Raw genomic sequence first — 25901 nt, forward strand, 5'->3', positions numbered from 1 at the left:
CGGCGTTGGCTGAAGTTAGCAAATACGCCGCACTGGCACAGGAGCGAATTCGATCGTGTAGGGCGAGTTACGGCCGGGCTTTGGGGGTCGCTACCTTGTCGCGCAGATACACAGGTTGCGCGTCATCTGCGCGAATCGCTTCTCCACGCGCCCAGGCAAAACGCGCCAAGGCCAGCAGGTCTTCGGCGTGAGGCAACATGCCTGCATCCATCGCATAAGGCTTGAGACTCAAGCGCTCGGCATACCCCCAGCCGGTGCCCGCGCCATACCATTCACCATTGGCATCAGCAGGCAATGCAGCCACCTCGGGCGGCAATACCGCTTCGACTCCGGCCAGGCGCATTTCACCGGCTTGCTCGCGATAGCAGCCCCAGTACACTTCGTCCATGCGCGCATCAATGGCAGACGCCACCTGAGTCGCGCCATGCTCACGAAAGGCCCGCTGGGCCAGTACCGCCAGGTTGGAGATCGGCAACACCGGACGCTCCAGTGCGAAGGCCAGGCCCTGCACCACGCCGATGGCGATCCGTACCCCGGTGAAGGCGCCCGGCCCACGACCAAAGGCAATCGCATCGACCGCTGACAATTCGACACCGGCTTCGGCCAGCAGGTCTTTGATCATCGGCAACAGCTTTTGCGCATGCAGGCGCGGGATCACCTCGTAGTGGCTCGTGACCTTGCCATCGTGCAGCAAGGCAACAGAGCAAGCTTCAGTCGCGGTATCCAGGGCCAGCAAGGTGCTCATCGGTGTTCCCGTCAAAATCAAAAGTGGAAAAAGTGCAGCAGTATAAACAACAACAGCCCGCAAGCGGGCTGTTGTCACAAAGCAAAACCGACTTATCAGCTCAGGGCTTCAAGCACCTTGGCCGTGATGGCCTCTACTGAACCAACACCTTCGATGTGGCTGTACTTGGGCTTGCCTTGGGCAGCCGAAAGCTTTTGATAGAAATCTACCAGCGGCTTGGTCTGCGAATGGTAAACAGACAGACGATGGCGAACGGTTTCTTCGGTGTCGTCTTTACGCTGTACCAGCGCTTCGCCCGTCACGTCGTCCTTGCCTTCTGCTTTAGGCGGATTGTAGATCGTGTGATAAACACGACCCGACGCTTCGTGAACGCGACGACCGGCAATACGCTGAACGATTTCTTCGTCTTCGACTGCGATTTCTACCACGTGATCCAGTTCAACGCCCGCTTTGACCAGCGCCTCAGCTTGCGGAATGGTGCGTGGGAAACCGTCGAACAGGAAACCGTTTTTGCAGTCGTCCTGAGCAATACGTTCCTTGACCAGATTGATGATCAGGTCATCGGAAACCAGAGCACCGCTGTCCATTACGCTTTTAGCGATCAGGCCCAGTTCGGTTCCGGCTTTAACGGCTGCACGTAACATGTCGCCGGTAGAGATTTGCGGGATGCCAAATTTTTCAGTGATGAACTTTGCCTGAGTACCTTTACCGGCCCCGGGAGCTCCCAGCAGAATTACGCGCATCGATATGCTCCTCAATTTTTTATTTAAGTGACAGCAGACTCGCCTCTTTGGGCCAATCTCAAAATCGGATTATGGTCGTCAAAACGGCCAAGGGCTGACCAAGATACACAGCCGTCCCGGCCCACACAAGCAGGCCAAAGTAGGAAAAAACACTAGAAAATGCACCCTTGCGGCTTGGTGTCACAGGGTACAACCCGCAATAGAGGATCGCGCCGGCGCAGGAAACAGCCGCAAAACCGCACGGGGCTCCTGCGCACAGACGCAACTGCGCGGCTTAACCCGTATTGCGCAGGCCCGCAGCAATACCGGCCACAGTGACCAGCAACGCTTGTTCCAGAGGGCTGTCCTGAGTGGCTTCCTGGCGTCGCGAGCGGGCCAGAAGTTCCGCCTGCAACAGATGAAGAGGGTCAAGGTAGGTATTGCGCAAACGGATAAATTCCAGTGTCTCGGGGCTATGCGCCATTAACTGAGACTGGCCGGTCAAACCCAATACCACGGAACACGCCTGCGACAATAAGTCGCGTAGCTGCACACCCAATGGCAGCAACTCGGCAGACACCAGACGCTCGTCATAGAGCCGCGCAATATCAGCGTCTGCTTTTGCCAACACCATTTCCAGCATGTCGATACGCGTGCGAAAGAACGGCCACTGCTCACGCATGCGCGCCAACTGCTCACCTTCGCCCCGTGCCAAGGCCTGACTTAACGCTGTTTCCCAGCCCAGCCAGGCGGGCAACATCAGACGGGTCTGGGTCCAGCCAAATATCCACGGGATGGCGCGCAGGCTTTCAATGCCCCCTGCACGACGCTTGGCGGGGCGACTGCCCAGCGGCAAGCGGCCCAACTCCTGCTCCGGAGTGGACTGGCGGAAGTACTCGACGAACTGCGGATTATCGCGCACGACGCCACGGTAAGCCTTGACCCCGTCGGCCGCCAACTCGTCCATCAACGTCCGCCAACCTGGCTCTGGCAGAGGCGGCGGGAGCAAGTTGGCTTCGAGCACTGCCGCCAGATACAGGTTGAGGTTTTGCTCGGCAATGTCCGGCAGGCCGAACTTGAAACGGATCATTTCGCCCTGTTCGGTGGTGCGGAAGCGCCCCGCCACCGAGCCCGGCGGCTGCGACAGAATGGCCGCGTGTGCAGGGCCGCCACCACGCCCCACGGTGCCCCCCCGACCATGGAACAGCAGCAATTCAACACCTTGCTCGTGACAGATATTGACCAGCGCTTCCTGCGCCCGGTATTGCGCCCAGGCGGCCGCCGTGGTGCCTGCATCCTTGGCCGAATCGGAGTAACCGATCATCACTTCTTGTGGCCCTTGCAGGTGCGCCCGATAACCCGGCAACAGCAACAGACGCTCAATGACAGGCCCGGCATTGTCGAGGTCGGCCAGCGTTTCAAACAACGGAACAACGCGCATCGGACGCTCAAGTCCCGCCTCTTTGAGCAGCAGTTGAACTGCCAGAACATCCGAGGCCGAGCCTGCCATCGATATCACATAAGAGCCTAAAGAGGCGGCCGGGGCAGCCGCCACTTCACGGCAGGTGGCCAGCACCTCTGCGGTATCTGCACTGGGCTTGAAGTAACCGGGTAACAGCGGGCGGCGGTTGCTTAATTCGCGCAACAGGAAAATAAGACGTGCATCCTCATCCCAGTCTTCATAGCCTCCCAGACCGAGATAATCGGTAATTTCTGTCATGGCCGAGGCGTGCCGTGCTGCATCCTGACGGACATCGAGACGCACCAGAAACAGGCCGAAGGTCACGGCACGGCGCAAACAATCGAGTAACGGGCCGTCAGCAATCACGCCCATGCCGCAGGCGTGCAGCGACTGATAGCAAAGCTGCAAAGGCGCCAACAGGTCGCGATTGTCGAGTAGCACCTCTGGCCCTGCGTCCTGCGTGCTGTTCAACGCGTTATGCGCCCAGTTGCGGGTGGCCCGCAAGCGTTCGCGCAGTTGTTTCAAGACCGCCCGATACGGCTCGGCACTCTCCCCCGCCTGCGCCAGCAATTGCGGCGTAGCTTGTTGCATCGACAGGTCGGCCGCCAATTTGTTGATGTCGCGCAGGTATAAATCAGCGGCCATCCAGCGAGCCAGTAACAGCACCTCGCGGGTTACGGTGGCGGTGACATTCGGATTGCCATCGCGGTCGCCGCCCATCCAGGAAGCAAAGCGGATCGGTGCTGCCTCCAGTGGCAAATGCAAACCGGTGGCCGCATGCAGCGCTTTATCGGCCTTGCGCAACATATGGGGGACGGCGTGCCAGAGTGAATGCTCGATCACCGCAAAGCCCCACTTGGCTTCATCGATCGGCGTTGGCCGGGTACGACGAATTTCCTCGGTGTGCCACGCCTCGGCGATTAGCCGCTGCAAGCGTTGTTCAATCTCTGATTTTTCGGCAAGGGTCAGATCACGGTGATCCTGAGCGGCCAGCTGTTCGGCAATCGCGTCGTACTTTTGGATCAACGTACGCCGGGTCACTTCGGTGGGATGCGCCGTCAGCACCAGCTCAATTTCAAGACGACTGACGTGCCGAGCCAGCGCTTCGGGTTTATGCCCTTCAGCCAGCAGACGATTGAGCAACTGAGGCAAAACCAGTGCTTCAAAGGGCTGGGCTTGACCTTCTTCACGCCGATGGATGAGTTCGTATTGCTCGGCGATATTGGCCAGGTTCAAAAACTGGTTGAACGCCCGCGCCACAGGCAGCACTTCCTCGTCGCTTAAGGCGCCCAGAATTTCACTCAACTCCTCACCGGTCGTGCCGCGCCGGTCGGCCTTGGCGCCTTGGCGGATCCGCTCGATCTTGGCGAGAAATGCGTCGCCGTATTGGTCACGAATCGTGTGGCCCAACAGTTCACCTAAAAGATGAACATCATCGCGCAAGCGTGCATCAATATCGGTCATCAGCAAATTCTCCGGCAGTGTGCGGGGATGTTCGTGCTTCAAGAGTCGTTGCAAAGGTTGCTTTTGACAAGACGCGGAGGCGGCAAATGGGGATTAAATGCCTGACCGATCAGTCAGGAATTTTTTAGGCCAATTGCCACCTTTTATTTTGAACTATTCAAAAACCGCTCGGGTCACACCCATTAACCATCACTGCTGGAACGTGTGTTCCAACTCACTCGGCAACGCCTCTGGTGTGATGGATTCGATGTTTATTAGGAGCTTCCCAATGGAGTTGAAGACCATGATGACCCGCACTGTCAAAACCACCTCACCTCGCCTGCGCGGTCTGAAACTGGCTGCCCTGGCAATCGGTACCAGCTTCGTTCTGGCCGGTTGCGCGGGTAACCCACCGACAGAGCAATACGCCGTCACTCAGTCCGCTGTGAATAACGCCGTGAGTGCTGGGGCTACCGAATACGCCCCGGTAGAAATGAAAGCAGCCCAGGACAAGCTCAAAGAAGCTGAGCTGGCCATGCACGACAAGAACTACGAAGACGCCCGTCGCCTGTCAGAACAGGCTGAGTGGGATGCTCGCGTAGCAGAACGCAAAGCGCAGGCTGCTAAAGCCGAGAAAGCTGCACAGGATGCTCAAAAAGCCGTTCAGCAACTGCGTCAAGAAGGCATGCGCGGCCTTAAGTAATCGCCGCCCTTTTTTGACTGCACCTGACGCCCCAGCATTCCTAATTGATAGAAAGGACTAAACATTATGCGCAATAAAGTCATGATTCCTGCCCTGTTGGCCCTGAGCGTTGGTCTGGCCGCGTGCTCGCACCAGCCAAACGTCAACCTGGAAAATGCCAAGACCAACTTCTCGGCCCTGCAAACCAACCCTGAAGCCACCAAGGTTGCAGCGCTGGAAACCAAAGACGCCAGCGAGTGGCTGGACAAGGCTGAAAAGGCCTACCTGAATAAAGAGGACGACGCTAAAGTCGACCAGTTGGCTTACCTGACGAACCAGCGCGTTGAAGTCGCCAAGCAAACCATCGCGTTGCGCACGGCTGAAGACAAACTGAAGAACTCCGGTTCTGACCGTGCACAGGCGCTGCTGGATGCGCGTGACGCCCAGATCAAAGCGCTTCGCGGTATGAATGCCAAGCAAACTGAGCGCGGTACGTTGGTGACCTTTGGTGACGTGCTGTTCCAGTTCGGCAAGTCCAACCTGCAACCCAACTCGCGCAACAACATCAACACGCTGGCCAATTACCTGATCCAGAACCCGGATCGCAAGGTGATTGTTGAGGGTTACACCGACAGCGTCGGTTCGGCTGCTTTCAACCAGACTTTGTCTGAGCGTCGTGCTGAAGCCGTGCGTACGGCACTGGTTAAGGCTGGTGTAGACCCTACCCGCATCGTGGCTCAGGGCTATGGCAAGGAATACCCGGTAGCGAGCAACGCCACCGATTCGGGCCGTGCTCAAAACCGCCGCGTTGAAGTGACCATCTCCAACGACAACCAGCCGGTAGCGCCGCGTTCGTCGATGCAGTAAGCGCTTGATCAAAAACCCCGCCTGAGCAATCAGGCGGGGTTTTTTGTTGTCTGTAGGAACGCGACCCTCACCCCAACCCTCTCCCAGAGGGAGAGGGGGCTGTTCAGCGGTGTTGCGAAGATCTGCTCTGGCCTTAAGTCCTCTCTCCCTCTGGGAGAAAGGGCTGTTTAGCGGGGTTACGAAGATTTGCTCTAGCTTTTAGTCCCCTCTCCCCCTGGGAGAGGGGGCTGCTCAGCGGTGTTGCGAAGATCTGCTCTGGCCTTAAGTCCTCTCTCCCTCTGGGAGAAGGGCTGTTCAGCGGGGTTACGAAGATTTGCTCTAGCTTTTAGTCCCCTCTCCCTCTGGGAGAAGGGCTGTTCAGCGGGGTTACGAAGACTTGCTCTAGCTTTTAGTCCCCTCTCCCCCTGGGAGAGGGTTAGGGTGAGGGGCTTTTGCTCTGTGCAATGCAACGAACCGCCTGTTTCTTGTTATTGACCAACACCCCCGTCAGCCCTTTTTGCTCGGTATCAAACAGCACGATAACCCCGTCAATACATTGCGCCACTTCCTTGGCCGGCGTCAGAGACACTTTGTAGTCTTCACCAGGAATCGTCTTGAGCATGGTGAAGTCGCTCAACAGCAAAGCATCTTCAGGCTTGGCGAAATGCAGGTAGCCGTAATACCAGAGGCAACCGACGGTGCCGATGATGCAGCCTATACCGGTGATGATCAGGGGAATGGCGTTACGCTCTTCACTCATTGCGAACTCTCGGGTTGTATCGCTTTATTGGAATTCAGGGGCGCCGGGTAATTGGGGATTTCCCCCAGCCGACGGACGCCATCGAAATGCTGCGGGTCATCCAGATAGCGCAGCATCACCTGACGCCAGATAGGATCGGCAAACGTCTGCACATGGCCACCGCGGGTCAGTTGCAGCACCTTGGGTGGTGGTGCCGCCTTATACAGTTGCAGACCATTGGAGAGCGGGACGATCGGGTCATCCAGACTGTGGAAGATGAGCATGGGCACACCCGTCACCTGGGGTATTGCATACACCGCGCTGTCAGCATCCGGCACCCACCACGACAACGGCACTTGCAGGGGCCAGGTCAACCACGACGTACTCAAGGCGAACTGCCCTACTTCGCGGTAACTGGCCGGCACGCCATCGAGGATCATCGCTTTAAGACGTTCGCGCTGCTCAGGGTGCTGGCTCAGGTAATGCACGCCCATCGCCCCGCCCAGACTTTGCCCCAACACGATCAGCGGCTGACCTTGCGCTTGAGGCTGTTGCTGCAACCATTTGAAAGCGGCGTCGATGTCCTGATAGACAGCGGGCAACGTGGGCGAGCCTGCAGACAAGCCATAGCCACGATAATCAAACATCAGCACTTGGTAGCCTTGCTCGGGTAACCAGGCGGTGGCGCCCAAGTGATAGGCCAGATTGCCGCCATTGCCATGCAAGTGCAGCACGGTGCCTTTAAGGGGCACACCTTTTTTAGCCGGTAGCCACCAGCCGCTAAGGCGCGTGCCATCAGCGGCCGTCAGCGTCACATCGCGATAGTCCAGACCGGCCGCAATGGGCGTGATCGGCTGGCCAGGCTCAGGATAAAACAGCAGTGAACTGCATCCGCTGAGGGCTAACAGCAGGCAGAGTGCAGCCAGGGTTTTCATCAATTGAATACTCGCGTGAGGATGACATACCCCGTAGCAGCTGCCGCAGGCGGCGTCCGGCGACGGAGTCGTCGTGAATTCAAGCGGCGCGCAGCTTCAGGTTGACCGCAACCTGAGGGTTTACGATCGCTGCGCAATCGGACGCAGCCTTCGGCAGCTGCTACGAAACGAAGCAAGCAAGCAAGCAAGCCTTAAAGAATATTGGAATAGTCCGCCTCGATACGGTCCAGGCTCAGGTGGTTGAGGAAGTTGGAGAAACACATCCAGGCTGAAAGCGCATTCATGTCGCGGAACTGATCCGGTAAATACTTAGGCGCAACCACCAACCCTTCATCGACCAACTGGCGCAAGGTACGCATGTCCTCCAGGGTGGTTTTACCGCAGAACAACAGCGGCACTTGTTCCAGTTTGCCTTTACGCACGGCCAACTGAATGTAGTTGTAAACCATGATGAAACCTTTGAGGTAGGACAGGTCTTTGGTGAATGGCAGGCCATTGGGCACCGATCCACGGAAAACCCGACTCGCATTGCCATAGCTTTGCGCCATTTCGAAGCCTTGCTCGCGGAAGAACTGGTACACCTGCATAAAGTCCGCGCCCTCCTCCACCATATGAATGGCACGCGTGCGATTAGTCAGTTTGCGAAGACGGCTGGGGTACGAGGCGAAGGTGATGACTTCCATAAGGATGGCCAAGCCTTCCTGAGTGACCGTTGACGACGGCGGCCCCTTGGACAGAAAGGTACAGATGGGCTGGTTTTGCCCATTCAATGTGGTGCCCACGTGCACCAGCCCTTCATGCACTTCCAGCGCTCGAACGTCACGCTCGTTGAACATCGCGTCAGTACGAATCTTGATGTAGTCCGCACCCGCCGCAGCGTCCGCAACAATGCCGTCCGATTCAAACACGCGAATGGTTTCTTCGGCCTCGCCAAACACTTTGTTCAATCGGGTTTGCAGCATGTTCACGGCATCTTTGGCGGTCAAGGTTTTGGCTTCGTCCTTAAGCGCACCATGGCCGTCTATGTTGTCCAGGTAATCCGACATCATCAGCCCCAGATCAGCCAGCGTCGGGTCTCCGGCATGGAAGGCGTCAGAGGCGGCGCCATACAGCTCCTGGGAAATCAGCCCGAAGTCTTCAGAGCCTCGCGCTTCGAGCATGCGCACCACCATCCGGTACTCTTTGCACATACGTCGCATAATCTGCCCGACCGGGTTGAACTGCCCCAGTTGGCGGGTGATGTCGCGCTCGATGTTCTGAAATTCGGATTTAACCGCCGCAGAATCGAAGGCCAGTGGCCGCCCCTGGTAATACTCACGCGTGACGGCTGGCATCTCCTTGCCCTTGGCCTTGAGAAAGCCCTGGCGGATGCTGTCATCCCACTTCACCGCATCCAGTACACGGATAGGGGTTTGTGCCAGCACAATACGGTCTGACAATGTGCGTATCGTGCGCTGGTAGTCGTCCACCCGCAGCTCCTTCAATAAATGGCTTACTTGGCCACGCGCTTATAGCGGGCCGCTTCGACAAAGACGTCGGAGTTGGCCGGGTCGTCCAGGTAGGCAAACACTTCGGCTGAGGGGCTTTTGATCACAGTCCCGGCGCCTTCGGCGGTTTCGACCGGGTCGCCACTCAACACTGACTGGCCGATGGCTTGCTTGATTTGATCAAGGTCCAGATCGTAAATCACCAGCTCACCGTTATCGGTCAGTTCAAAACCGCTCAACGTGTAATGACCCCCCAGTTTTGCCGGCAGCATTGCCGAGGCATACCAACGACTGCCGTGGCGAGCGACGATAAACGGATAACGTTCGCGGACTTTGGGCTCACCCTTGGGATACGCAACCGCCTGATAGTGCGTTTTGTCGACGGCACTGATCTCAAGATTACGCGCCTGGCCCCAGGCATCCTTGCTGACCCATTTACCCAACAGCTGCTTTGGCGCCGGCTGAGCAATCAACGGCGCCTGACTAAAGGTCACAAGGCACCCGTTCAACATCAAAAACGACAATGCCATGAGCATTACGCGCCAAACTTTCATGCCTGCTTCCTTCTATAGAGCGGCCAACACCAAGTGCATGTAGCGCGTGAGAATAGCCAGACGGTCGTCATCCGCTTCGAGCTGCGCGCCATCCAGTAGCGCCTGATATTCCATCCGTCCGATAATCGCCGTCAACACTTTGGCATCGTGCTGAGGTTGCGTGGAGCCTAGCACTTCAAATATCTGGCCGGTGCCCTGCAGGAAAATTTGCTGGTGCGAACGAACCAGCGCGGCCAATCGCGGGTTGATTAACGCTGCTTGATGGAAGGCTTGCTCTGCCAATAAATAATCACGGCGGGTGATTAATTGATGCTGGAGGTACTCCGCGACCATCAAGGCGATTTCATCGGCCAACGCCGCGCGTGATTGCGCACTGCCATTGCCCTTGGCGACCAGTTCGCGCAGTTTGCCTTCCGTGCTTTGCCACAGCTTGGCCATAAAGGCAGCGCTACGCTCCACGTATTGAGCGAACGTGTCATTGAGCAGGTCGTCAATGTCTTTGAAGTAGTAAGTCGTGGCCGACAACGGCACCCCGGCTTCAGCGGCGACCGCCCGGTGCCGTACACCACGCACCCCGTCACGCACCACAATCCTCATGGCGGCATCGAGAATCAGCTGGCGCCGCTGCTCACTGCCCTGGCGGCTGGCCTTGCGGCCTTGGTATTGAACACTTTCGGCCACGGCCACCGCGACATCGGCCGCACCTTCTGAAGACCTGACAAGGTTCACGATAAATTCCTTTTAGCGTTAAAAGTAATCCCGCAGATGCCGTCAAACAGGCAATAAAAAGCCGCCTCTAGCGGCGGCTTCTTAATAAAGCAATGTTACGCCTGTGGACGCATGTGCGGGAACAGGATGACGTCACGAATCGAGGGTGAGTTGGTCAGCAGCATGACCAGACGGTCGATACCGATGCCTTCACCGGCGGTCGGTGGCATGCCGTATTCCAGAGCACGCACAAAGTCAGCGTCGTAGTGCATGGCTTCGTCGTCACCGGCGTCCTTGTCCGCAACCTGAGCCATGAAACGCTCAGCCTGATCTTCTGCGTCATTCAACTCGGAGTAAGCGTTGGCAATTTCACGACCGCCAATGAAGAGTTCAAAGCGATCGGTCACGTTCGGGTTCTCGTCGTTACGACGGGCCAGCGGCGACACTTCAAACGGGTACTGAGTAATGAAGTGCGGCTGTTCCAGCTTGTGCTCGACCAGTTCTTCGAAAATCATCACCTGCAGCTTGCCCAGACCTTCAAAGCCCAACACCTTGGCGCCGGCCTTCTTGGCGATGGCGCGAGCCTTGTCGATGTCGTTCAGGTCTTCAGCGGTCAGCTCAGGGTTGTACTTGAGGATCGAGTCGAACACCGACAGACGCACGAACGGTTCGCCGAAGTGGAACACCTTGTCGCCGTACGGCACGTCGGTTGTGCCCAGAACCAGTTGCGCCAATTCGCGGAACAGCTCTTCGGTCAGGTCCATGTTGTCTTCGTAATCGGCGTAAGCCTGATAGAACTCCAACATGGTGAATTCTGGGTTGTGACGCGTCGAAACGCCTTCGTTACGGAAGTTACGGTTGATCTCGAACACTTTTTCGAAACCACCGACAACCAGACGCTTGAGGAACAGTTCCGGCGCAATGCGCAGGTACATGTCCATATCAAGTGCATTGTGATGGGTTTCAAACGGCTTGGCTGCCGCGCCGCCCGGAATGGTTTGCAGCATCGGCGTTTCAACTTCCAGGAAGTCGCGTGCCATCAGGAAGCTGCGGATGTGGGCAATGACTTGCGAGCGCACACGGAAGGTGTGGCGCACGTCTTCGTTAACGATCAGGTCAACGTAACGCTGACGGTAGCGCTGCTCGGTGTCGGTCAGACCGTGGTGCTTGTCCGGCAGCGGACGCAGCGACTTGGTCAGCAGGCGCACGTTAGTCATTTCAACGTACAGGTCGCCTTTACCGGAGCGGGCCAACGTCCCTTCAGCGGCAATGATGTCGCCCAGGTCCCAAGTTTTAACGTCGGCCAGGGTTTCTTCCGGCAGGGTCTTGCGATTGACATAGACCTGAATGCGGCCGGTCATGTCTTGAATCACCATGAACGAGCCACGGTTAAGCATGATGCGACCAGCAACCTTGACCGAGATCGCGGCTTCTGCCAGCTCTTCCTTGGTCGCTTCGGCGTACTGCTTCTGCAAGTCAGCGCAGTAGTTTTCACGGCGGAAGTCATTCGGGAAGGCATTGCCCTTGGCGCGCTGAGCGGCAAGTTTTTCCTTGCGCAGGGCGATCAGGGCGTTTTCTTCCTGTTGCAGGTCTTGCGGATCGAGTTGTTGGTCGCTCATGTCTTTAAAAATTCCGTCACAGTTCTGTTACCCCCGCCTTGCGGCAGGGGGAAGCGGGCTTCTGCGCGCCCTGTGGGCATCGCGTCAGCTGCGCACTTGAAGGGTGTTGCGCGACTTACAGCCCTTGTTTCAGGCTGGCTACCAGGTACTCGTCGATGTCGCCATCGAGGACCTTGTCGCAATCGCTGCGCTCAATGTTGGTACGCAAATCTTTGATGCGCGAGGCGTCGAGAACATAAGAGCGAATCTGATGCCCCCAGCCAATATCACTTTTGGTGTCTTCCAGTGCTTGAGAAGCCGCATTGCGCTTCTGCACTTCTTGCTCATAAAGACGCGCACGCAACATTTTCATGGCGGTGTCTTTGTTTGCATGCTGCGAACGTTCGTTCTGGCAGCTCACCACGGTGTTGGTCGGAACGTGGGTAATACGCACGGCCGAGTCAGTGGTGTTTACGTGCTGACCACCCGCACCGGAGGAACGATAGGTGTCGATCCGCAGGTCAGACGGGTTGATGTCGATTTCGATGTTGTCGTCGATTTCCGGCGAAACAAACACGGCCGAGAACGAGGTGTGACGACGGTTACCCGAGTCGTACGGGCTTTTACGAACCAGACGATGGACGCCAATCTCGGTGCGCAACCAACCAAACGCGTATTCGCCTTTGATATGGACGGTCGCACCTTTGATACCGGCCACTTCACCGGCGGACAATTCCATGATGGTGGCATCGAAGCCGCGCTTGTCGGCCCAGCGCAAATACATCCGCAACAGGATATTGGCCCAGTCTTGCGCTTCGGTGCCACCGGAACCCGCCTGGATGTCCAGGTAAGCGTTGTTGGCATCCATTTCACCACTGAACATGCGGCGAAATTCGAGTTTTTCAAGGGCTTCGCGCAGACGTTCCACCTCAGCGGCAACGTCATCCACAGCGGCCTGATCTTCTTCCTCGGCGGCCATCAGCAACAGGTCTTTGGCGTCGGCCAGACCGGTGTGCATCTCATCGAGGGTTTCAACGATTTGCGCCAGCAGGGAGCGCTCGCGCCCCAGTTCCTGGGCATACGAAGGGTTGTTCCAGACACTCGGATCTTCAAGCTCGCGATTGACTTCGGTCAGACGCTCATGCTTTTGATCGTAGTCAAAGATACCCCCGAATAGTTTCGGAGCGCTCTGACAGGTCCTTGATGCTGTTAAGGATCGGGTTGATTTCCATGACTGGCGGCACTCGTAGGCGATTTTTACAAAGCCGGGGAGTATACCGTAAACGTTGCTTATCAGCAGCCCGCTTGGCGGGGGGATGGCTGTTGATTTGATTGGCGTTCCTCACCGATGCGGTGAAGCTCAGAAGATCGCGAGCATGCTTGAACCTATAGAGGCGTAGTACACGCTGAATCCATAGCATTCGCCGAACGTTGCGAGGCTACGTTCTGCTGCGTGGCAATAGCTTTTTGACGCATTCCGTCAGCAATATCCTCTTCCCAATGCAGGACACTTCCTAGAAGATTGCCCCCGCTCGTGAGTCGCTTGCGCCTTGGCAAAACCGGGGTTTAGTCTGCGCCCTTCGTTGAATCTTCAACGGACGGATGTGGAAGTCCGATAACACGAGCGCATTGACCGCAAGCCTGATGTTATGGCGGTTGTGCGCAGGACACCTTCGGGTGTGCCGGTTTCCGTGGCCGGTCTTCCACACCTGCGTACAGCTGCCACCTGTCCATGTGGAAGTGGATGTGACAGCTCCTTAATTGACCACGGAGTTAGCACATGAAAAAGACACATTCAGACCGAACAAGCAGTAAAACGCTGGAAGCCTCTCAACAACGTATCCTCACAGCCCTTAACGCCTCTTCCCCCCAACTTGATTCAACCCTGCCCAACACACGTCAGCGCGCCTTTGGCCCTGTCGATTCGACGTTACAACCCATGTTCAGCCTGCGTGCAGGAATCAGTGCTCACGACGCCTTGATGCATGTGTCGCTGTTGCTGTTGTGCGCCGAGCAGACCAGTGACGAAATCACTGAATTGGGCAGCGGCGTGGAACGCGGATTGATCTGGTCAATGGTGCACTCGGTCGAAATGGCCCGTGCGGTGGTGGATTCGTTGCTGGACGGGGCGTCGACTGTTTAAAGAGGCTGCTGGGTAGGCGCTGCCAGAGGCTGCGATCTTTTGCTTTTCAAGTTCAATAGACCGCAGCCTTCGGGACTCTGCAATGCTGACGAATGGCGTTGCAGGTGTGTCGTTACTCAAGCCCTACCCGATTACGTCCGTTTTTCTTGGCCAGATACAGCCCTTTGTCCGCAGCCGAAATCAGCTCACGACAACGGCTTCCCTGATGTGGGATCAAGGTCGATAAACCAATGCTGATGGTCAGGTAGCTGCCTTCGATCGGGGAGATATGCTGGATTTTCAACGACTCTACAGACTGACGCAGTTTTTCAGCGACCAACCGAGCGCCGCCTTGAGAGGTGTTGGGCAGTACGATGGCAAACTCCTCCCCGCCATAACGGGCCGGCAGGTCCGAAGGGCGACAACTGGCTTCACGGATCGCAGACGCGACTTTACGCAGCGCCTCATCGCCTTCCAGATGGCCAAACGTGTCGTTAAATGACTTGAAGTAGTCGACATCTATCATCAATAACGACATCTGCGTTTGCTCGCGCATGGCGCGGCGCCACTCCAGCTCCAGGTACTCATCAAAATGCCGACGGTTGGACAGCCCGGTCAGGCCATCGGAGTTCATCAATCGTTGCAGGACCAGATTCGTGTCCAGCAGTTGTTGCTGGCTGACGCGCAGCGCGCGGTAAGCCGCATCACGCTGTAACAGGGTCATGTAAGAGCGCGAGTGATAGCGAATACGCGCCACTAATTCGATGTTGTCGGGCAGTTTTACTAAATAATCGTTGGCTCCAGCCGCAAAGGCCGCACTTTTGATCAGCGGGTCTTCCTTGGTTGAGAGCACGATAATCGGTATGTTCTGCGTGGCCGGGTGGTTGCGGTATTCGCGCACCAGCGTCAGCCCGTCCAGTCCCGGCATGACCAGATCCTGCAAGATAACAGTCGGTTTGATCCTGATGGCTTGTGCAATCGCCTGGTGAGGGTCAGAGCAGAAGTGAAAATCGATATTTTGCTCAAGTGCCAGCCCACGACGCACGGCCTCACCGATCATCGCCTGATCGTCCACCAGCAACACCATCGCGAAATTTTCGTCAGTTTTAACGTCGTCCATCTGTAAATCACTCATGCGCTCACCTGAATTACTACTCTCCAGCCCGTCCTGCCGAGTTTTGTCAGTCATTTGCCAAACACCTCCTGCAGGCGTGACGCAATGGTGCCCAATGGGCGAATTTCTACCGCAGCATCAATGGCAGCCGCTGCTTTGGGCATGCCATACACAGAGCTGCTTTGCTGATCCTGAGCGATCGTGAGGAAACCTTGCTGGCGCATGAGCTTGAGTCCTTGTGCCCCGTCACGTCCCATGCCGGTCAATAACACGCCCACCGCCTCGCCATTCCAATACTGGGCAACGCTTTCAAAAAACACGTCGATCGAGGGTCGATAAATTTCGTTAACCGGCTCTGCGGTGTACGCCAATGTTCCGTTCTTCAATAGCCGGATGTGGTGGTTAGTACCGGCCAGCAGCACAACACCCTGCTGCGGGGTTTCACCATCGCGCGCCAAACGCACAATGAGCCCGCACGAAGAGCCCAACCATTCAGCCATTCCGGCAGCAAACACTTGATCCACATGCTGAACCAGCACGATGGCGGCGTTAAAGTCTTTGGGTAAATCTTTAAGCAGGCTTTCGAGCGCCGCCGGGCCGCCGGCAGACGAGCCGATGGCGACTATCCTTGCGCAAGTGCCAGAGACGCGAGGGGGCGTCGACACCGTTTTGACCCGTTTTTCACTTTGGCCGATCAACCAGCCAATGTTGAGGATTTTACGCAGCAAGGGTGCTGCCGCTTCTTTTGGATTACTCCCACCCAGCACCGGTGTGTCGACCACATCCAGCGCACCATAGCCCATGGCTTCGAAGACTCGATGCACATTCTGTTGCCGGTCAATGGTCACAATCACAATGGCGCATGGGCTTTGCGCCATGATCCGGCGCGTGGCCTCAACCCCGTCCATGACGGGCATGATCAGGTCCATCAAGATCAAATCCGGAATGTCCTCAGCACACAGCCGAACGGCCTCCGCCCCATTACTTGCAACCCAGACGACTTCATGGGCCGGTTCAAAGGCCACCGCCCGACGTAACGCTTCCACGGCCAAGGGCACGTCGTTGACGATAGCGATTCTCATGTCTGGGCTCCTCCAATGAGCTCAACCACTGCATCGAGCAGGGCATCGTCATGGAAACTGGCTTTGGCTAGATAATAGTCGGCGCCTGCGTCAAGGCCTCGCCGACGGTCTTCTTCACGGTCTTTATAAGAAACCACCATGACCGGCATGGATTGCAGACGATTATCACGGCGTAACAACGTGACCAGCTCGATCCCGTCCATACGCGGCATGTCGATGTCCGTAATCAACAGATCAAAGTGTTCGGCGCGCAACGCGTTCCATCCGTCCATGCCGTCCACGGCCACCGCCACGTCATAACCTCGATTGATCAACAGCTTGCGCTGCAACTCGCGTACGGTCAGCGAATCGTCCACCACCAGAATGCGCTTGCGCGTCAACTCCGCAGCCTGTCGATGACGTCGATCAATGCGCTCCAGACGTCCCGTATTGAGCAACTTGTCTACCGAACGCAGCATGTCTTCGACATCCACGATCAGTACCGCAGAGCCATCGTCGAGCAATGCACCGGCCGAAATGTCCTGCACCTTGCCCAGACGATGATCGAGGGGCAATACCACCAGGGTGCGCTCACCGATAAACCGGTCGACCGCCACACCATAGACCGCATCGCGCTCGCGAATCACCACGACCTTGAGGGTTTCGTCATCGCCTTGTGCCGCTGGACGCTGGAGCAATTGACGGGCTGCAACCAGCCCGACATGCCGGCCTTCATACCAGAAGTGTTGACGGCCTTCGAGCTGAACAATGTCATCCGACTGCAGCTCACACATGCGCTCGATATGCGCCAACGGGAAGGCATAGGCTTCATCTGCCACTTCAACCACCAGGCTGCGCACCACCGACAGCGTCAGCGGCACTTCAAGGTGAAAACGGCTGCCCTGCACCGAGGTCTGCTCCAGCACCACGGCGCCCCTGAGCAAGCGCACCATATGCTGGACAGCATCAAGCCCGACACCTCGCCCCGAGACTTCGGTGACGGTGTCGCGCAGGCTAAAACCCGGTAAAAACAGAAAGCTGAGCAATTCTTCTTCGCTCAATTGCGCCACGGTTTCAGCGGTCGACAATTGACGCGCAACGATAGCGCGGCGTAAACGGTCAAGGTCGACGCCCGCCCCGTCGTCACTCAGGTCCAGCACCAACAATCCCGCTTGATGTGAAATACGCAGGCGAATCACACCTTCTGCGGGTTTACCGGCCAACAGGCGCTGCTCAGGTGTTTCGATGCCGTGGTCAGCGGCATTGCGCAGTAGATGGGTTAAAGGCGCTTCAAGTTTTTCCAGCACATCGCGATCAACCTGGGTTTTTTCGCCTTCTATTTCCAGACGAATTTGCTTGCCCAAGGCACGGCCCAAATCGCGAACCATGCGCTCCTGCCCCACCAGCACATCGGCGAACGGGCGCATACGGCATGCCAAAGCAGTGTCGTAGAGCAATTGCGCACGCTGACCCGCCTGCCAGCTAAATTCGTCCAGCTCGGCGGCCTGCTCACTGAGCAGTTGCTGTGAATCAGCCAGTATGCGCCGCGTTTCAATCAAAGCCTCTTCAGCTTCATGGCTCAGACCCACCACCTTGAGCTGTTCGCTCAGGGTGTCCAGCGCCCGCAGGCTGCTGCTTTGCATGCGCTTGAGGCGCTGCAAATTGACCAGCCAGGTTTTCAGCCGCTGGGTTTCGACCAATGACTTGCTGGATAAATCGAGCAGGCTGTTAAGTCGTTGCGCGGTGACGCGTAGCACGCGCTCACCGCTTTCCGTCAGGCGTTGAGAACGCTGGGCAGGCGCGGGTTCAGGCGGCTGCGCAGGTTCGCCCTCCACCACCGCAGGCGTGTCCGGTGTCGGCGCCAGCAACAGCTGCGACACATCGAACTCGGGTGGCTTAACCCGTGCAGTGATCGCGTTGGGGTCCAGCAGTCGGTTCATCAACGCAACATAGGCCTCAACCTCCTGCGGGCCGGCATTGGCACTGCCGGGAGTGGCAATGCGCATCAAGAGATCAGTGCCCTGCAACAAGGCATCGATATGTTCTGGTTGCAGGTATAAACGGCCTTCCTGGGCGCTGACCAGGCAATCTTCCATGACATGAGAAACGCTGACGCCGGCATCGACACCGACGATACGCGCCGCGCCCTTGAGCGAGTGCGCGGCACGCATGCAGGCTTCCAGTTGATCAGCCTGCGTCGGGTTGCGCTCAAGCGCCAGCAACCCGGCACTGAGCACTTGAGTCTGCGCCTCAGCCTCAAGGCTGAACAATTCCAGCAACGAGGCATCGCGCATTTGCTCGGGGGTCATGTCAGGCTCCGGCTAATGGCGCCAAGCAGTTGCTCTTCATCCAGTAAGCGCAGGCTGCGGGTTTTCCACTGCAACACACCCCGGGTGTATTTTGCGCTGGCATGTTCGCCCGATGCGGAGGCGGTGCTGAGCACGCGCTCTTCAATGTTATGAATGCCATCCACTTCATCCACCGTTAACACCACAGGCCCGCCGTGGGCGGCCAGAATCAGCATCCGCGGCATGACCCGCAACGAGGTGGGACCGGCCAGCGCAGGGTCCAGGCCCAACAGTTCAATCAGCGACAAGCACGGCACCAGCGCACCTCGCACGTTGGCGACGCCCTGCAGGGCACGCGAACGCTGGTGCGGCAGTGAATGAATCGGTTGCATGGGCGCTACTTCGTCCAGACAGCGTGTGGCCAGCCCTAACCACTCTTCGCCCAGGCGAAAGATCATCATTGATCGCGTCGCGACCTTGCGCTCATCGACTCGCGTGGCGTACTGCTCAACGTGCTCTTGCTCAAAAGAATAGCGATCCAGTAAACGCGTTGCGGCAGCTGAATAGACAGAACAGTTACGGCAATGAATATGCTCTGGCAGCACCGGACACGATTTATCGCCATAGATACCGATGCGATTCCAGCAGTCGTCAATGGCCAGCGCGTCGGTGTGGATCAAACTCTGGGCTGATACAGCGCTCATTGTTTACCCTCACTCTGATCAGATCGCCCATGACGCACAGCACGCTCTTGCAGACGCTTGGCCCCGGCAGCATCGCCTCGTGATTCCAATAAGGCGGCAAGATGCATCAAAGCCTCAAAATGCTGCGGTTCCAGATACAACGCCTTGCGGTAAAACGTTTGCGCTAGAGCGGCCTGCCCTTCGACGTCACTGAGCAAGCCAAGCCAATAAAATGCCTGTGCGTGAGGGCCGTGATGTTTCAATAATTGCTCACAGGCCAAGCGCGCCTCTGTGCTTTTGCCTTCATTGGCCAAGGTGGCGATGTGCTCCAGCTGCGTGTTCAGCGCTTGAGCATTCGCCTGCGGGGCTGGTTCAACCGGAGCCGGGGAACGCGAGACAAATGGCCGAGGGACCACAGCAGCCAAAGGGCGCGCGTGACGCACAGCGGGTTTGGGCTCGGCCGTCATGGGATACGGTGCAGGCTCAGGTTCCAGGTTGTGAGAAAAAGCAAACGACTGTGGCGCGCCAATTGAACGCATCCCGAGTCGCCCCAACAAACTGCCTTCTGCCGGACCAATAAATAAAACGCCATCATCTCGGGTCAGTCGCTTGAGCACGTCCAATGCCTGCTGCTGGGTCTTGAGGTCAAAATAAATCAGCAGGTTGCGGCAGAACACGAAGTCATACGGGACATGACTGCCCAAAATCGCCGGATCCAGCAGGTTACCCACGTTAAAACTGACTTGATCAGACACGCGGTCAGACACGAGGTAACTGTCTTCGTCAGCGCTGAAATGGCGCTCGCGAAAATCAGTCAGCTGGCCTCGAAATGAATTTTTGCCGTACCGCGCACGCTGCGCTTTTTGCACAGAGTGAGGGCTGACATCCAGCGCCTGAACACTGAACTGGTGGGCCGATAAACCGGCATCAAACAACGCCATGGCAATCGAGTACGGCTCTTCGCCCGTCGAACACGGCAAACTCAAAATACGCAGGGTGCGTTGGCTACCCATTTTTGCCAGACGTTTTGTGGCCAGTCGACCCAGTGTGGCAAAGGATTCCGGGTAACGAAAAAACCAGGTTTCAGGCACGATCACGGATTCAATCAGTGCCTGCTGCTCGTCTTCAGAACTGATCAAATGCTGCCAGTACAGGTCGTTATCGGCGACTTTCAGCGCGGTGCACCGTTGGCGCACCGCGCGCTCGATAATGGCCGGACCAACGGAGGCTACGTCCAGACCGATACGCCTTTTGAGGTAATCGAAAAATCGTTGATCGCTGCTCATGCGCTCACCTGCGCGCCGACATCATCGGGGCCGCGGGTAAACAACAAGGCAGACTCGGCCGGACTCAGCAAGTCATCGACACTGAGCCATTGCATCAGGCCATGCTGATCTTTGCGCACAGGGCCTAGATAGGGCGCGTCATGGTTATCCACGCCATGCGGTTGAAACTCCGCCGGATCACAGCGCAACGTATCGCTGGCCTGTTCGAGCATAAGCCCGAGCACCTGCCCCCGATGATTGACCAGTACCAGCCGCGTGCTGGTTCGGGCCACCGAGTGCTGACCGAAGGTCATGGCACTGATATCAATCACCGGCACCATCTGCCCACGGTGCGAAAAAACCCCGGCGACCCAAACTGGCGTGTGAGCAAGTGGCTTGAGTGGCAAACGCGGCAGCACTTCCACCACCTCAGTGGCCGGTAGGGCAAAACGTTCGTCGCCGATGTAAAACACCAGAAAGAGACGTTTTTTTAACGCTGCCCCCGCTGCGCGTTTAGCAAGAGGTTCGCTCATCAGACTTTAAATCGCGAAACGCCACTGCGCAGTCCCACCGCGACCTGACTGAGTTCGTCGATCGCAAAGCTGGCCTGACGCAAGGAATCGACGGTCTGGCTGCTGGCATCCCCTAATTGCACCAACGCAAGATTGATCTGTTCAGCGCCAGTTGCCTGGGCCTGCATGCCTTCATTGACCATCAACACGCGCGGCGCCAAGGCCTGAACCTGGTGGATGATTTGCGATAATTGCTCGCCGACTTGTGTTACTTCGTACATGCCACGGCGTACTTCTTCAGAAAACTTGTCCATGCCCATGACCCCCGCAGACACGGCGGACTGGATTTCACGCACCATTTGTTCAATGTCGTACGTTGCCACGGCGGTCTGATCGGCCAAGCGTCGAACTTCGGTCGCAACTACGGCGAAGCCACGACCGTATTCGCCGGCTTTTTCCGCTTCGATGGCAGCGTTAAGCGACAGCAGGTTGGTCTGATCCGCTACTTTGACGATGGTCACCACCACCTGATTAATGTTACCGGCCTTCTCATTGAGAATCGCCAGCTTGGCGTTGACCAGATCAGCAGCCCCCATGACCGAATGCATGGTTTCTTCCATACGGGCCAGACCTTGTTGCCCGGAGCCCGCCAAAATTGAAGCCTGATCGGCGGCTGAGGTGACTTCGGTCATGGTGCGTACCAGGTCGCGGGACGTGGCGGCAATTTCCCGTGAGGTGGCGCCAATTTCAGTGGTGGTGGCGGCCGTTTCGGTCGCGGTGGCTTGTTGCTGCTTGGAGGTGGCCGCGATTTCGGTGACTGACGTCGTGACCTGTACCGAGGAGCGCTGGGCTTGCGACACCAAGGCAGTCAGCTCGGTCATCATGTCATTGAAGCCGGTTTCAACGGCGCCGAATTCGTCTTTACGCTCCAGGTTCAAACGCGAGCTCAGATCACCGGAGCGCATGACTTCAAGAATCGACACGATGCGTTTCATGGGCGACATGATGGCTTGCAGCAACAGGAAGCCGCACAACGCTGCCGCCAGTACAGCGATTGCCAACGAAATCAGCATGCTGACTTTGGCGGCAGTCACCGCTTGAGCGATGTTTTCAGTCGCGGCGGTGGCCAATGTCCGATTGCTGTCAATCAGCGTGTTGAGCTGTTTGCGTCCACTCGCCCATATCGGTGCCAACTGTTCGCTGACAAGGGCCTCTGCCTGGGCGAACTCCTTGTTTTCATACAACTGGAGTACTTGGGCCAAGGTTTTGCCATACACCTGATGAAGCCGCTCAAATTCATCGAATTCGGCCCGATCCTGATTATCAAAGATGGTGCCTCGATAGTTTTCCAACTCACGATTCAAACGTTCTTCATAACTGGCGTAAAGCTTTCGATCTTCATTGGTCAGATCACGCTGAGTGGACGAGCCGACCAATTGCAGGGTGAGGACAAAACTGTCCACCCAGGCACTGCGAACCATCGAACTGTAGTAGACCCCGGGGATTGAATCAGCGCGTACCGTTTCTTCGCTGGTCTGGATTGATAACAAGCGTGAGTAAGACGCCACAACCATCAACAACATGATGGCAATGATCACCGCAAAGCTTGCCAAAATGCGTTGGCGCAACGTCCAGTTCTTCACAGTCAATCCTCGGGGGCCATTCAAATGATGGGGAGTATAGCCGAGGGTACTCTATGATTCGCATGAACTCTGAGACCAATCTCACAGCGTTTGGCAAAAAAACCTACATGTAATTTCCTACTCGTACACGCTGACGAGAAACGAAGGCTGCAATCGAGCGCGCAGCCACTCAACGTGAGGAGTTGCCTTTGCCTTTGCTGTAGCCACGCGATTTTTGGGTCGACGCGAATGCCCCTCACAGGAGGCTGAACGTAGGTGCTGTTATGGGGGTGGCGAGGCAGGACGCCGAGCCAGCCGCGATCGGGCCAAGGATGGCCCGTCGCGGCGGGCCCCCATAACAGTGCCTTCGTTCTGGCACCGGGCGAGCCTAGGCGAGCTCGGCCGTATGGTAGGGCAAGGACTTTTTGGGTACTTTTGGGATGGTCCGACACTCGGCTGTTTGACAAAAGTACCTCGCCGTAAGGGCGAAACCCTAGAAAGGTTCAATACATCAAATGGATATGTACGCTGGCCAATTTAAAGCTTTGAGTACATATCCATTATTCGCGTCTAGCTGAAGTAATGGTTACGCCCTTACGGCGTGTCACTTTGCAAAAGCAGCAAAGTAACCAAAGTGCTTCCGCCCCCGCGTACGGCCCTCGCTTCGCTCAGGTGTCCCTCACTCCGGTCCCGCTCCGTGGGCACGCTGCGACGGGCCATCCATGGCCCGATCGCAGCTCTCCCGGCATCCATGCCGGTCGACCCACTCCGCGAAACCTCCACTCGGCCTCCCGAAGGGGCGGCAGATCAAGATCAAAACCAGATCAAAAGCCAGATCAAAAGCCAGATCAAAAGCCAGATCAAAAGCAGATCAAAAGCTCGCTTGCGCTCTTGTAGATGCTGACGAGGAACGAAGGCTGCAATCGAAGGCGAGGCCGTCGTAAACCCATGCCATGTGATGTATCCGACACCTCACATGGGAGGGTTTTACGCTTGTTTCGCAACCGATCGCAGCCTCGATCCTCTTCAGCGACTACAGGTACTGCCTTAAGCGGCGGCAGATTGTCTGACCTCTTTCTCAAGCTCGACCTGCAAATCCGGGTCGAGCTTTAAGTGCGCCGCCAACTCGTCCAGATAGTCACGCTCTTGAGGGTGTTCGTCATCGACGACCAGCACACTGGCAAGGTACATTTCGGCCGCCATGCCCGGGGTTGCCGCATAGGCTGCCACGCTTGCGGCATCCAGTGGCGATTTCAACTCCTGCTCCAACCACTGTTTGATGGCGCGGTCGCCGGTCTGTTTGTTCAGCTCACCTACAATCAACTGATACTCTCGTTCATCGACTTGGCCATCCGCCTTGGCGGCCGCAATCATGGCTTTGAGAATGGCCAACGTGTGCTCTTCAACTTCTTGCGGTGCTACCAGGCGCTCAAGGGTTTGCGGCTCGGCCTGAGGGGCCGCAGCCTGGTTGGCTTGCCAATTGGTATAGGCCTTGTAGGCCAGCGAGCCCAAGGCCGCCAACCCGCCATAGGTCAATGCCTGACCACTCCCGCCCTTGCGACCCAGCAACATGCCCAGAACGCTGGCAACCATCGCGCCGCCCCCGGCGCCTGAGAGTAGACCGCCTAATCCTCCAGCGCCTGCTGAACGGCCAGCACCACCCGCTCCGCCCAGCAAATCGCCTAAACCACCCAGCCCCCCCAGGCCTCCTGTACCCGCAGAACCTGCCGCGCTGCCTTGAGCGCCGGTCTTGTCCTGCATCATTTGCTGACCGGACTTGAGTAGCTGTTCGAGCAATCCAATGGTGTTCATGAGGAACCTCTTGCTTGAGGGGGTGAAGGGAAACAGCACGTGTTTAATCTCGCAAATCAGACTCATGAATCGGCTGATCGCGATGGGTCGCACGCTGATACTGGGCCGGCCAAATGGCCTGTCGTCCCCCAAGGTCATCATCTGCGTGCAAAGGCCAATACGGGTCACGTAGCAGTTCACGCGCCAGCAAAATCAAATCAGCCTGACCGGTACGCAGAATATGCTCGGCCTGTGCAGGTTCGGTGATCATGCCGACTGTGCCCGTCGCAATGCCTGATTCTTTGCGCACACGTTCGGCAAATCGGGTCTGATAGCCAGGCCCGACAGGAATCTCGGCATTGGCCGCGGTACCGCCCGAAGAGACATCGATCAGGTCAACACCCAGGCCTTTGAGGCGGCGCGCCAGCTCGACGGTTTCATCAGGGTTCCAGCCGTCCTCGACCCAGTCGGTTGCCGAAACCCGCACGAACACGGGCAGTTCTTCGGGCCACACTTCACGCACAGCTTCAGTAACTTGCAGCACTAAACGAATGCGGTTTTCAAAGGAACCGCCGTATTGATCGCGCCGTTGATTGCTCAATGGCGACAAGAATTGGTGCAGCAGATAACCGTGAGCCGCGTGCACTTCAACCACTGAAAATCCGGCCGCAAGCGCTCGCTTGGCAGCGTCGGCAAAGGCCTGAACGAGATCATTGATCTGCGATTCATCCAACTGAGTGGGCACCGTGTGGCGAGGATCGAAAGCAATAGGGGAAGGGCCTACAGGCACCCATCCGCCCTCCTCCGTCTTGACGCTGCCATGCTTGCCCAGCCAGGGACGATAAGTGCTGGCCTTGCGCCCGGCATGGGCGAGCTGAATACCCGCCACGGCACCTTGAGCCCGGATAAACCGGGTGATGCGCTGCAACGGTTCGATTTGACCGTCATGCCACAACCCAAGGTCTTGGGCAGTGATGCGCCCGTCTGGGGTGACAGCGGTCGCTTCGGTAAAAATCAGGCCCGCCCCGCCCACGGCACGGCTGCCGAGGTGAACCAGATGCCAGTCATTGGCCAGCCCATCTACGCTGGAATACTGGCACATGGGTGAAACGGCAATACGGTTAATGAGGGTCAGTTGGCGCAGGGTATAGGGTTCGAGCAGCAGACTCATGGGTCACCTCTCATTGCAGTGGGCAGGCTCCAGGCATCAAGCATTACCTAGAAGCCTAGTCGACAACGCTGAAAGAGGTGGGGTTCAAATTAAGAGAGATGCCGGGCAGGTTCCCCAAGGCGAGGAGTAACAGTTAGTCCCCCCCTGGGCACCGACCTGTAGTTACCGGCTTGATCCTCACAACTCAACCAGCTGCTGGTGCGGGGAGCTTTTAGCTTATAGATTGCAGCTTTTAAACAATCCCCCTGCCGCCACCGAATTAGTGAAACCAACACTGAGGCCCATCACAGGAGGCTGAACGCAGGTGCTGTTATGGGGGTGGCGAGGCAGGACGCCGAGCCAGCCTAGGCG

22 protein-coding genes are annotated in these 25901 nt (G+C 57.2%); 3 read left to right on the forward strand and 19 right to left on the reverse strand.

All coding sequences use genetic code 11. The annotated features are described in order from the left end of the window. Positions 1-67 precede the first annotated feature (67 nt). From tsaB to ppc, 3 genes are all read right to left on the reverse strand, one after another. On the reverse strand, positions 68-745 hold the full coding sequence (tsaB, locus tag ACI7MX_RS01065; RefSeq protein WP_314486287.1) for a tRNA (adenosine(37)-N6)-threonylcarbamoyltransferase complex dimerization subunit type 1 TsaB: 678 nt from the start codon (positions 743-745) through the stop codon (positions 68-70). Between the two features lie 95 nt (positions 746-840). Then, positions 841-1488, reverse strand: coding sequence for an adenylate kinase (gene adk, locus ACI7MX_RS01070; RefSeq protein WP_405586176.1), 648 nt, complete (start codon positions 1486-1488; stop codon positions 841-843). A 274-nt stretch (positions 1489-1762) separates the two neighbouring features. Further along, complete coding sequence (ppc, locus tag ACI7MX_RS01075) at positions 1763-4393, reverse strand: phosphoenolpyruvate carboxylase (protein WP_405586173.1); 2631 nt, start codon at positions 4391-4393, stop codon at positions 1763-1765. A gap of 268 nt (positions 4394-4661) precedes the next feature. On the opposite strand from ppc, the gene ACI7MX_RS01080 reads away from it, so the two are divergent. Together ACI7MX_RS01080 and ACI7MX_RS01085 are read left to right on the forward strand one after the other, a co-directional pair. Beyond that, complete coding sequence (locus ACI7MX_RS01080; RefSeq protein WP_405586170.1) at positions 4662-5075, forward strand: DUF4398 domain-containing protein; 414 nt, start codon at positions 4662-4664, stop codon at positions 5073-5075. 66 nt (positions 5076-5141) lie between these two features. Further along, positions 5142-5921 carry an OmpA family protein gene (locus tag ACI7MX_RS01085; RefSeq protein WP_314486291.1) on the forward strand — a complete coding sequence of 260 codons (780 nt, stop codon included), beginning with the start codon at positions 5142-5144 and terminating at the stop codon, positions 5919-5921. A 415-nt stretch (positions 5922-6336) separates the two neighbouring features. On the opposite strand, the gene ACI7MX_RS01090 is transcribed toward ACI7MX_RS01085, so the two are convergent. From ACI7MX_RS01090 to prfB, 7 genes are all read right to left on the reverse strand, one after another. Next, positions 6337-6660, reverse strand: coding sequence for a hypothetical protein (locus ACI7MX_RS01090; RefSeq protein ID WP_314486293.1), 324 nt, complete (start codon positions 6658-6660; stop codon positions 6337-6339). After that, complete coding sequence (locus ACI7MX_RS01095) at positions 6657-7574, reverse strand: alpha/beta hydrolase (RefSeq protein WP_314486295.1); 918 nt, start codon at positions 7572-7574, stop codon at positions 6657-6659. Before ACI7MX_RS01095 ends, ACI7MX_RS01090 begins: the two co-directional genes overlap by 4 nt. 191 nt (positions 7575-7765) lie before the next feature. Continuing rightward, positions 7766-9043, reverse strand: a complete 1278-nt coding sequence (locus ACI7MX_RS01100) for a flavohemoglobin expression-modulating QEGLA motif protein (RefSeq protein WP_314486297.1) — start codon at positions 9041-9043, stop codon at positions 7766-7768. A 23-nt stretch (positions 9044-9066) separates the two neighbouring features. Then, entirely contained in the window at positions 9067-9615 is a 549-nt protein-coding gene (locus ACI7MX_RS01105) for a hypothetical protein (protein WP_405586165.1), read from the reverse strand. Positions 9616-9627: 12 nt separating this feature from the next. Further along, positions 9628-10344, reverse strand: coding sequence for a TetR family transcriptional regulator (locus ACI7MX_RS01110; protein WP_314486301.1), 717 nt, complete (start codon positions 10342-10344; stop codon positions 9628-9630). A 95-nt stretch (positions 10345-10439) separates the two neighbouring features. After that, on the reverse strand, positions 10440-11942 hold the full coding sequence (lysS, locus tag ACI7MX_RS01115) for a lysine--tRNA ligase (RefSeq protein ID WP_405586161.1): 1503 nt from the start codon (positions 11940-11942) through the stop codon (positions 10440-10442). 115 nt (positions 11943-12057) lie between these two features. After that, a protein-coding gene (prfB, locus tag ACI7MX_RS01120; RefSeq protein ID WP_122782459.1) for a peptide chain release factor 2 occupies positions 12058-13153 on the reverse strand; the annotation gives its coding sequence in 2 pieces (ribosomal slippage) (positions 12058-13080 and positions 13082-13153; 1095 coding nt in all). 548 nt (positions 13154-13701) lie between these two features. On the opposite strand from prfB, the gene ACI7MX_RS01125 reads away from it, so the two are divergent. Next, complete coding sequence (locus ACI7MX_RS01125) at positions 13702-14064, forward strand: DUF3077 domain-containing protein (RefSeq protein ID WP_314486305.1); 363 nt, start codon at positions 13702-13704, stop codon at positions 14062-14064. A 112-nt stretch (positions 14065-14176) separates the two neighbouring features. On the opposite strand, the gene ACI7MX_RS01130 is transcribed toward ACI7MX_RS01125, so the two are convergent. The 9 genes from ACI7MX_RS01130 to ACI7MX_RS01170 all read right to left on the reverse strand — a co-directional run bounded on the left by ACI7MX_RS01130 (position 14177) and on the right by ACI7MX_RS01170 (position 25550). Then, the gene (locus ACI7MX_RS01130; protein WP_405586505.1) at positions 14177-15178 is read right to left on the reverse strand and encodes a diguanylate cyclase; all 1002 of its coding nucleotides are present in this window, start codon (positions 15176-15178) and stop codon (positions 14177-14179) included. 50 nt (positions 15179-15228) lie between these two features. Further along, positions 15229-16239 carry a chemotaxis response regulator protein-glutamate methylesterase gene (locus tag ACI7MX_RS01135; protein WP_405586157.1) on the reverse strand — a complete coding sequence of 337 codons (1011 nt, stop codon included), beginning with the start codon at positions 16237-16239 and terminating at the stop codon, positions 15229-15231. Continuing rightward, positions 16236-18527: a hybrid sensor histidine kinase/response regulator gene (locus ACI7MX_RS01140; RefSeq protein WP_405586154.1), complete on the reverse strand. Its 2292-nt coding sequence runs from the start codon at positions 18525-18527 to the stop codon at positions 16236-16238. The genes ACI7MX_RS01135 and ACI7MX_RS01140 overlap by 4 nt, the downstream gene beginning before the upstream one ends. Further along, on the reverse strand, positions 18524-19210 hold the full coding sequence (locus ACI7MX_RS01145) for a chemotaxis protein CheW (protein ID WP_314486312.1): 687 nt from the start codon (positions 19208-19210) through the stop codon (positions 18524-18526). Before ACI7MX_RS01145 ends, ACI7MX_RS01140 begins: the two co-directional genes overlap by 4 nt. Continuing rightward, entirely contained in the window at positions 19207-20475 is a 1269-nt protein-coding gene (locus ACI7MX_RS01150; RefSeq protein ID WP_405586150.1) for a CheR family methyltransferase, read from the reverse strand. The genes ACI7MX_RS01145 and ACI7MX_RS01150 overlap by 4 nt, the downstream gene beginning before the upstream one ends. After that, positions 20472-20987, reverse strand: coding sequence for a chemotaxis protein CheW (locus tag ACI7MX_RS01155; protein ID WP_405586147.1), 516 nt, complete (start codon positions 20985-20987; stop codon positions 20472-20474). The genes ACI7MX_RS01150 and ACI7MX_RS01155 overlap by 4 nt, the downstream gene beginning before the upstream one ends. Beyond that, positions 20987-22609 carry a methyl-accepting chemotaxis protein gene (locus tag ACI7MX_RS01160; RefSeq protein ID WP_314486318.1) on the reverse strand — a complete coding sequence of 541 codons (1623 nt, stop codon included), beginning with the start codon at positions 22607-22609 and terminating at the stop codon, positions 20987-20989. The genes ACI7MX_RS01155 and ACI7MX_RS01160 overlap by 1 nt, the downstream gene beginning before the upstream one ends. Positions 22610-23635: 1026 nt before the next feature. After that, positions 23636-24400, reverse strand: coding sequence for a tellurite resistance TerB family protein (locus tag ACI7MX_RS01165; protein WP_405586144.1), 765 nt, complete (start codon positions 24398-24400; stop codon positions 23636-23638). Between the two features lie 43 nt (positions 24401-24443). Continuing rightward, positions 24444-25550, reverse strand: coding sequence for an NADH:flavin oxidoreductase/NADH oxidase (locus ACI7MX_RS01170; protein WP_405586141.1), 1107 nt, complete (start codon positions 25548-25550; stop codon positions 24444-24446). Positions 25551-25901 lie beyond the last annotated feature (351 nt).

The sequence above is a fragment of the Pseudomonas sp. 2024-210 genome, assembly GCF_045062345.1.
Classification (GTDB): Bacteria; Pseudomonadota; Gammaproteobacteria; order Pseudomonadales; family Pseudomonadaceae; genus Aquipseudomonas.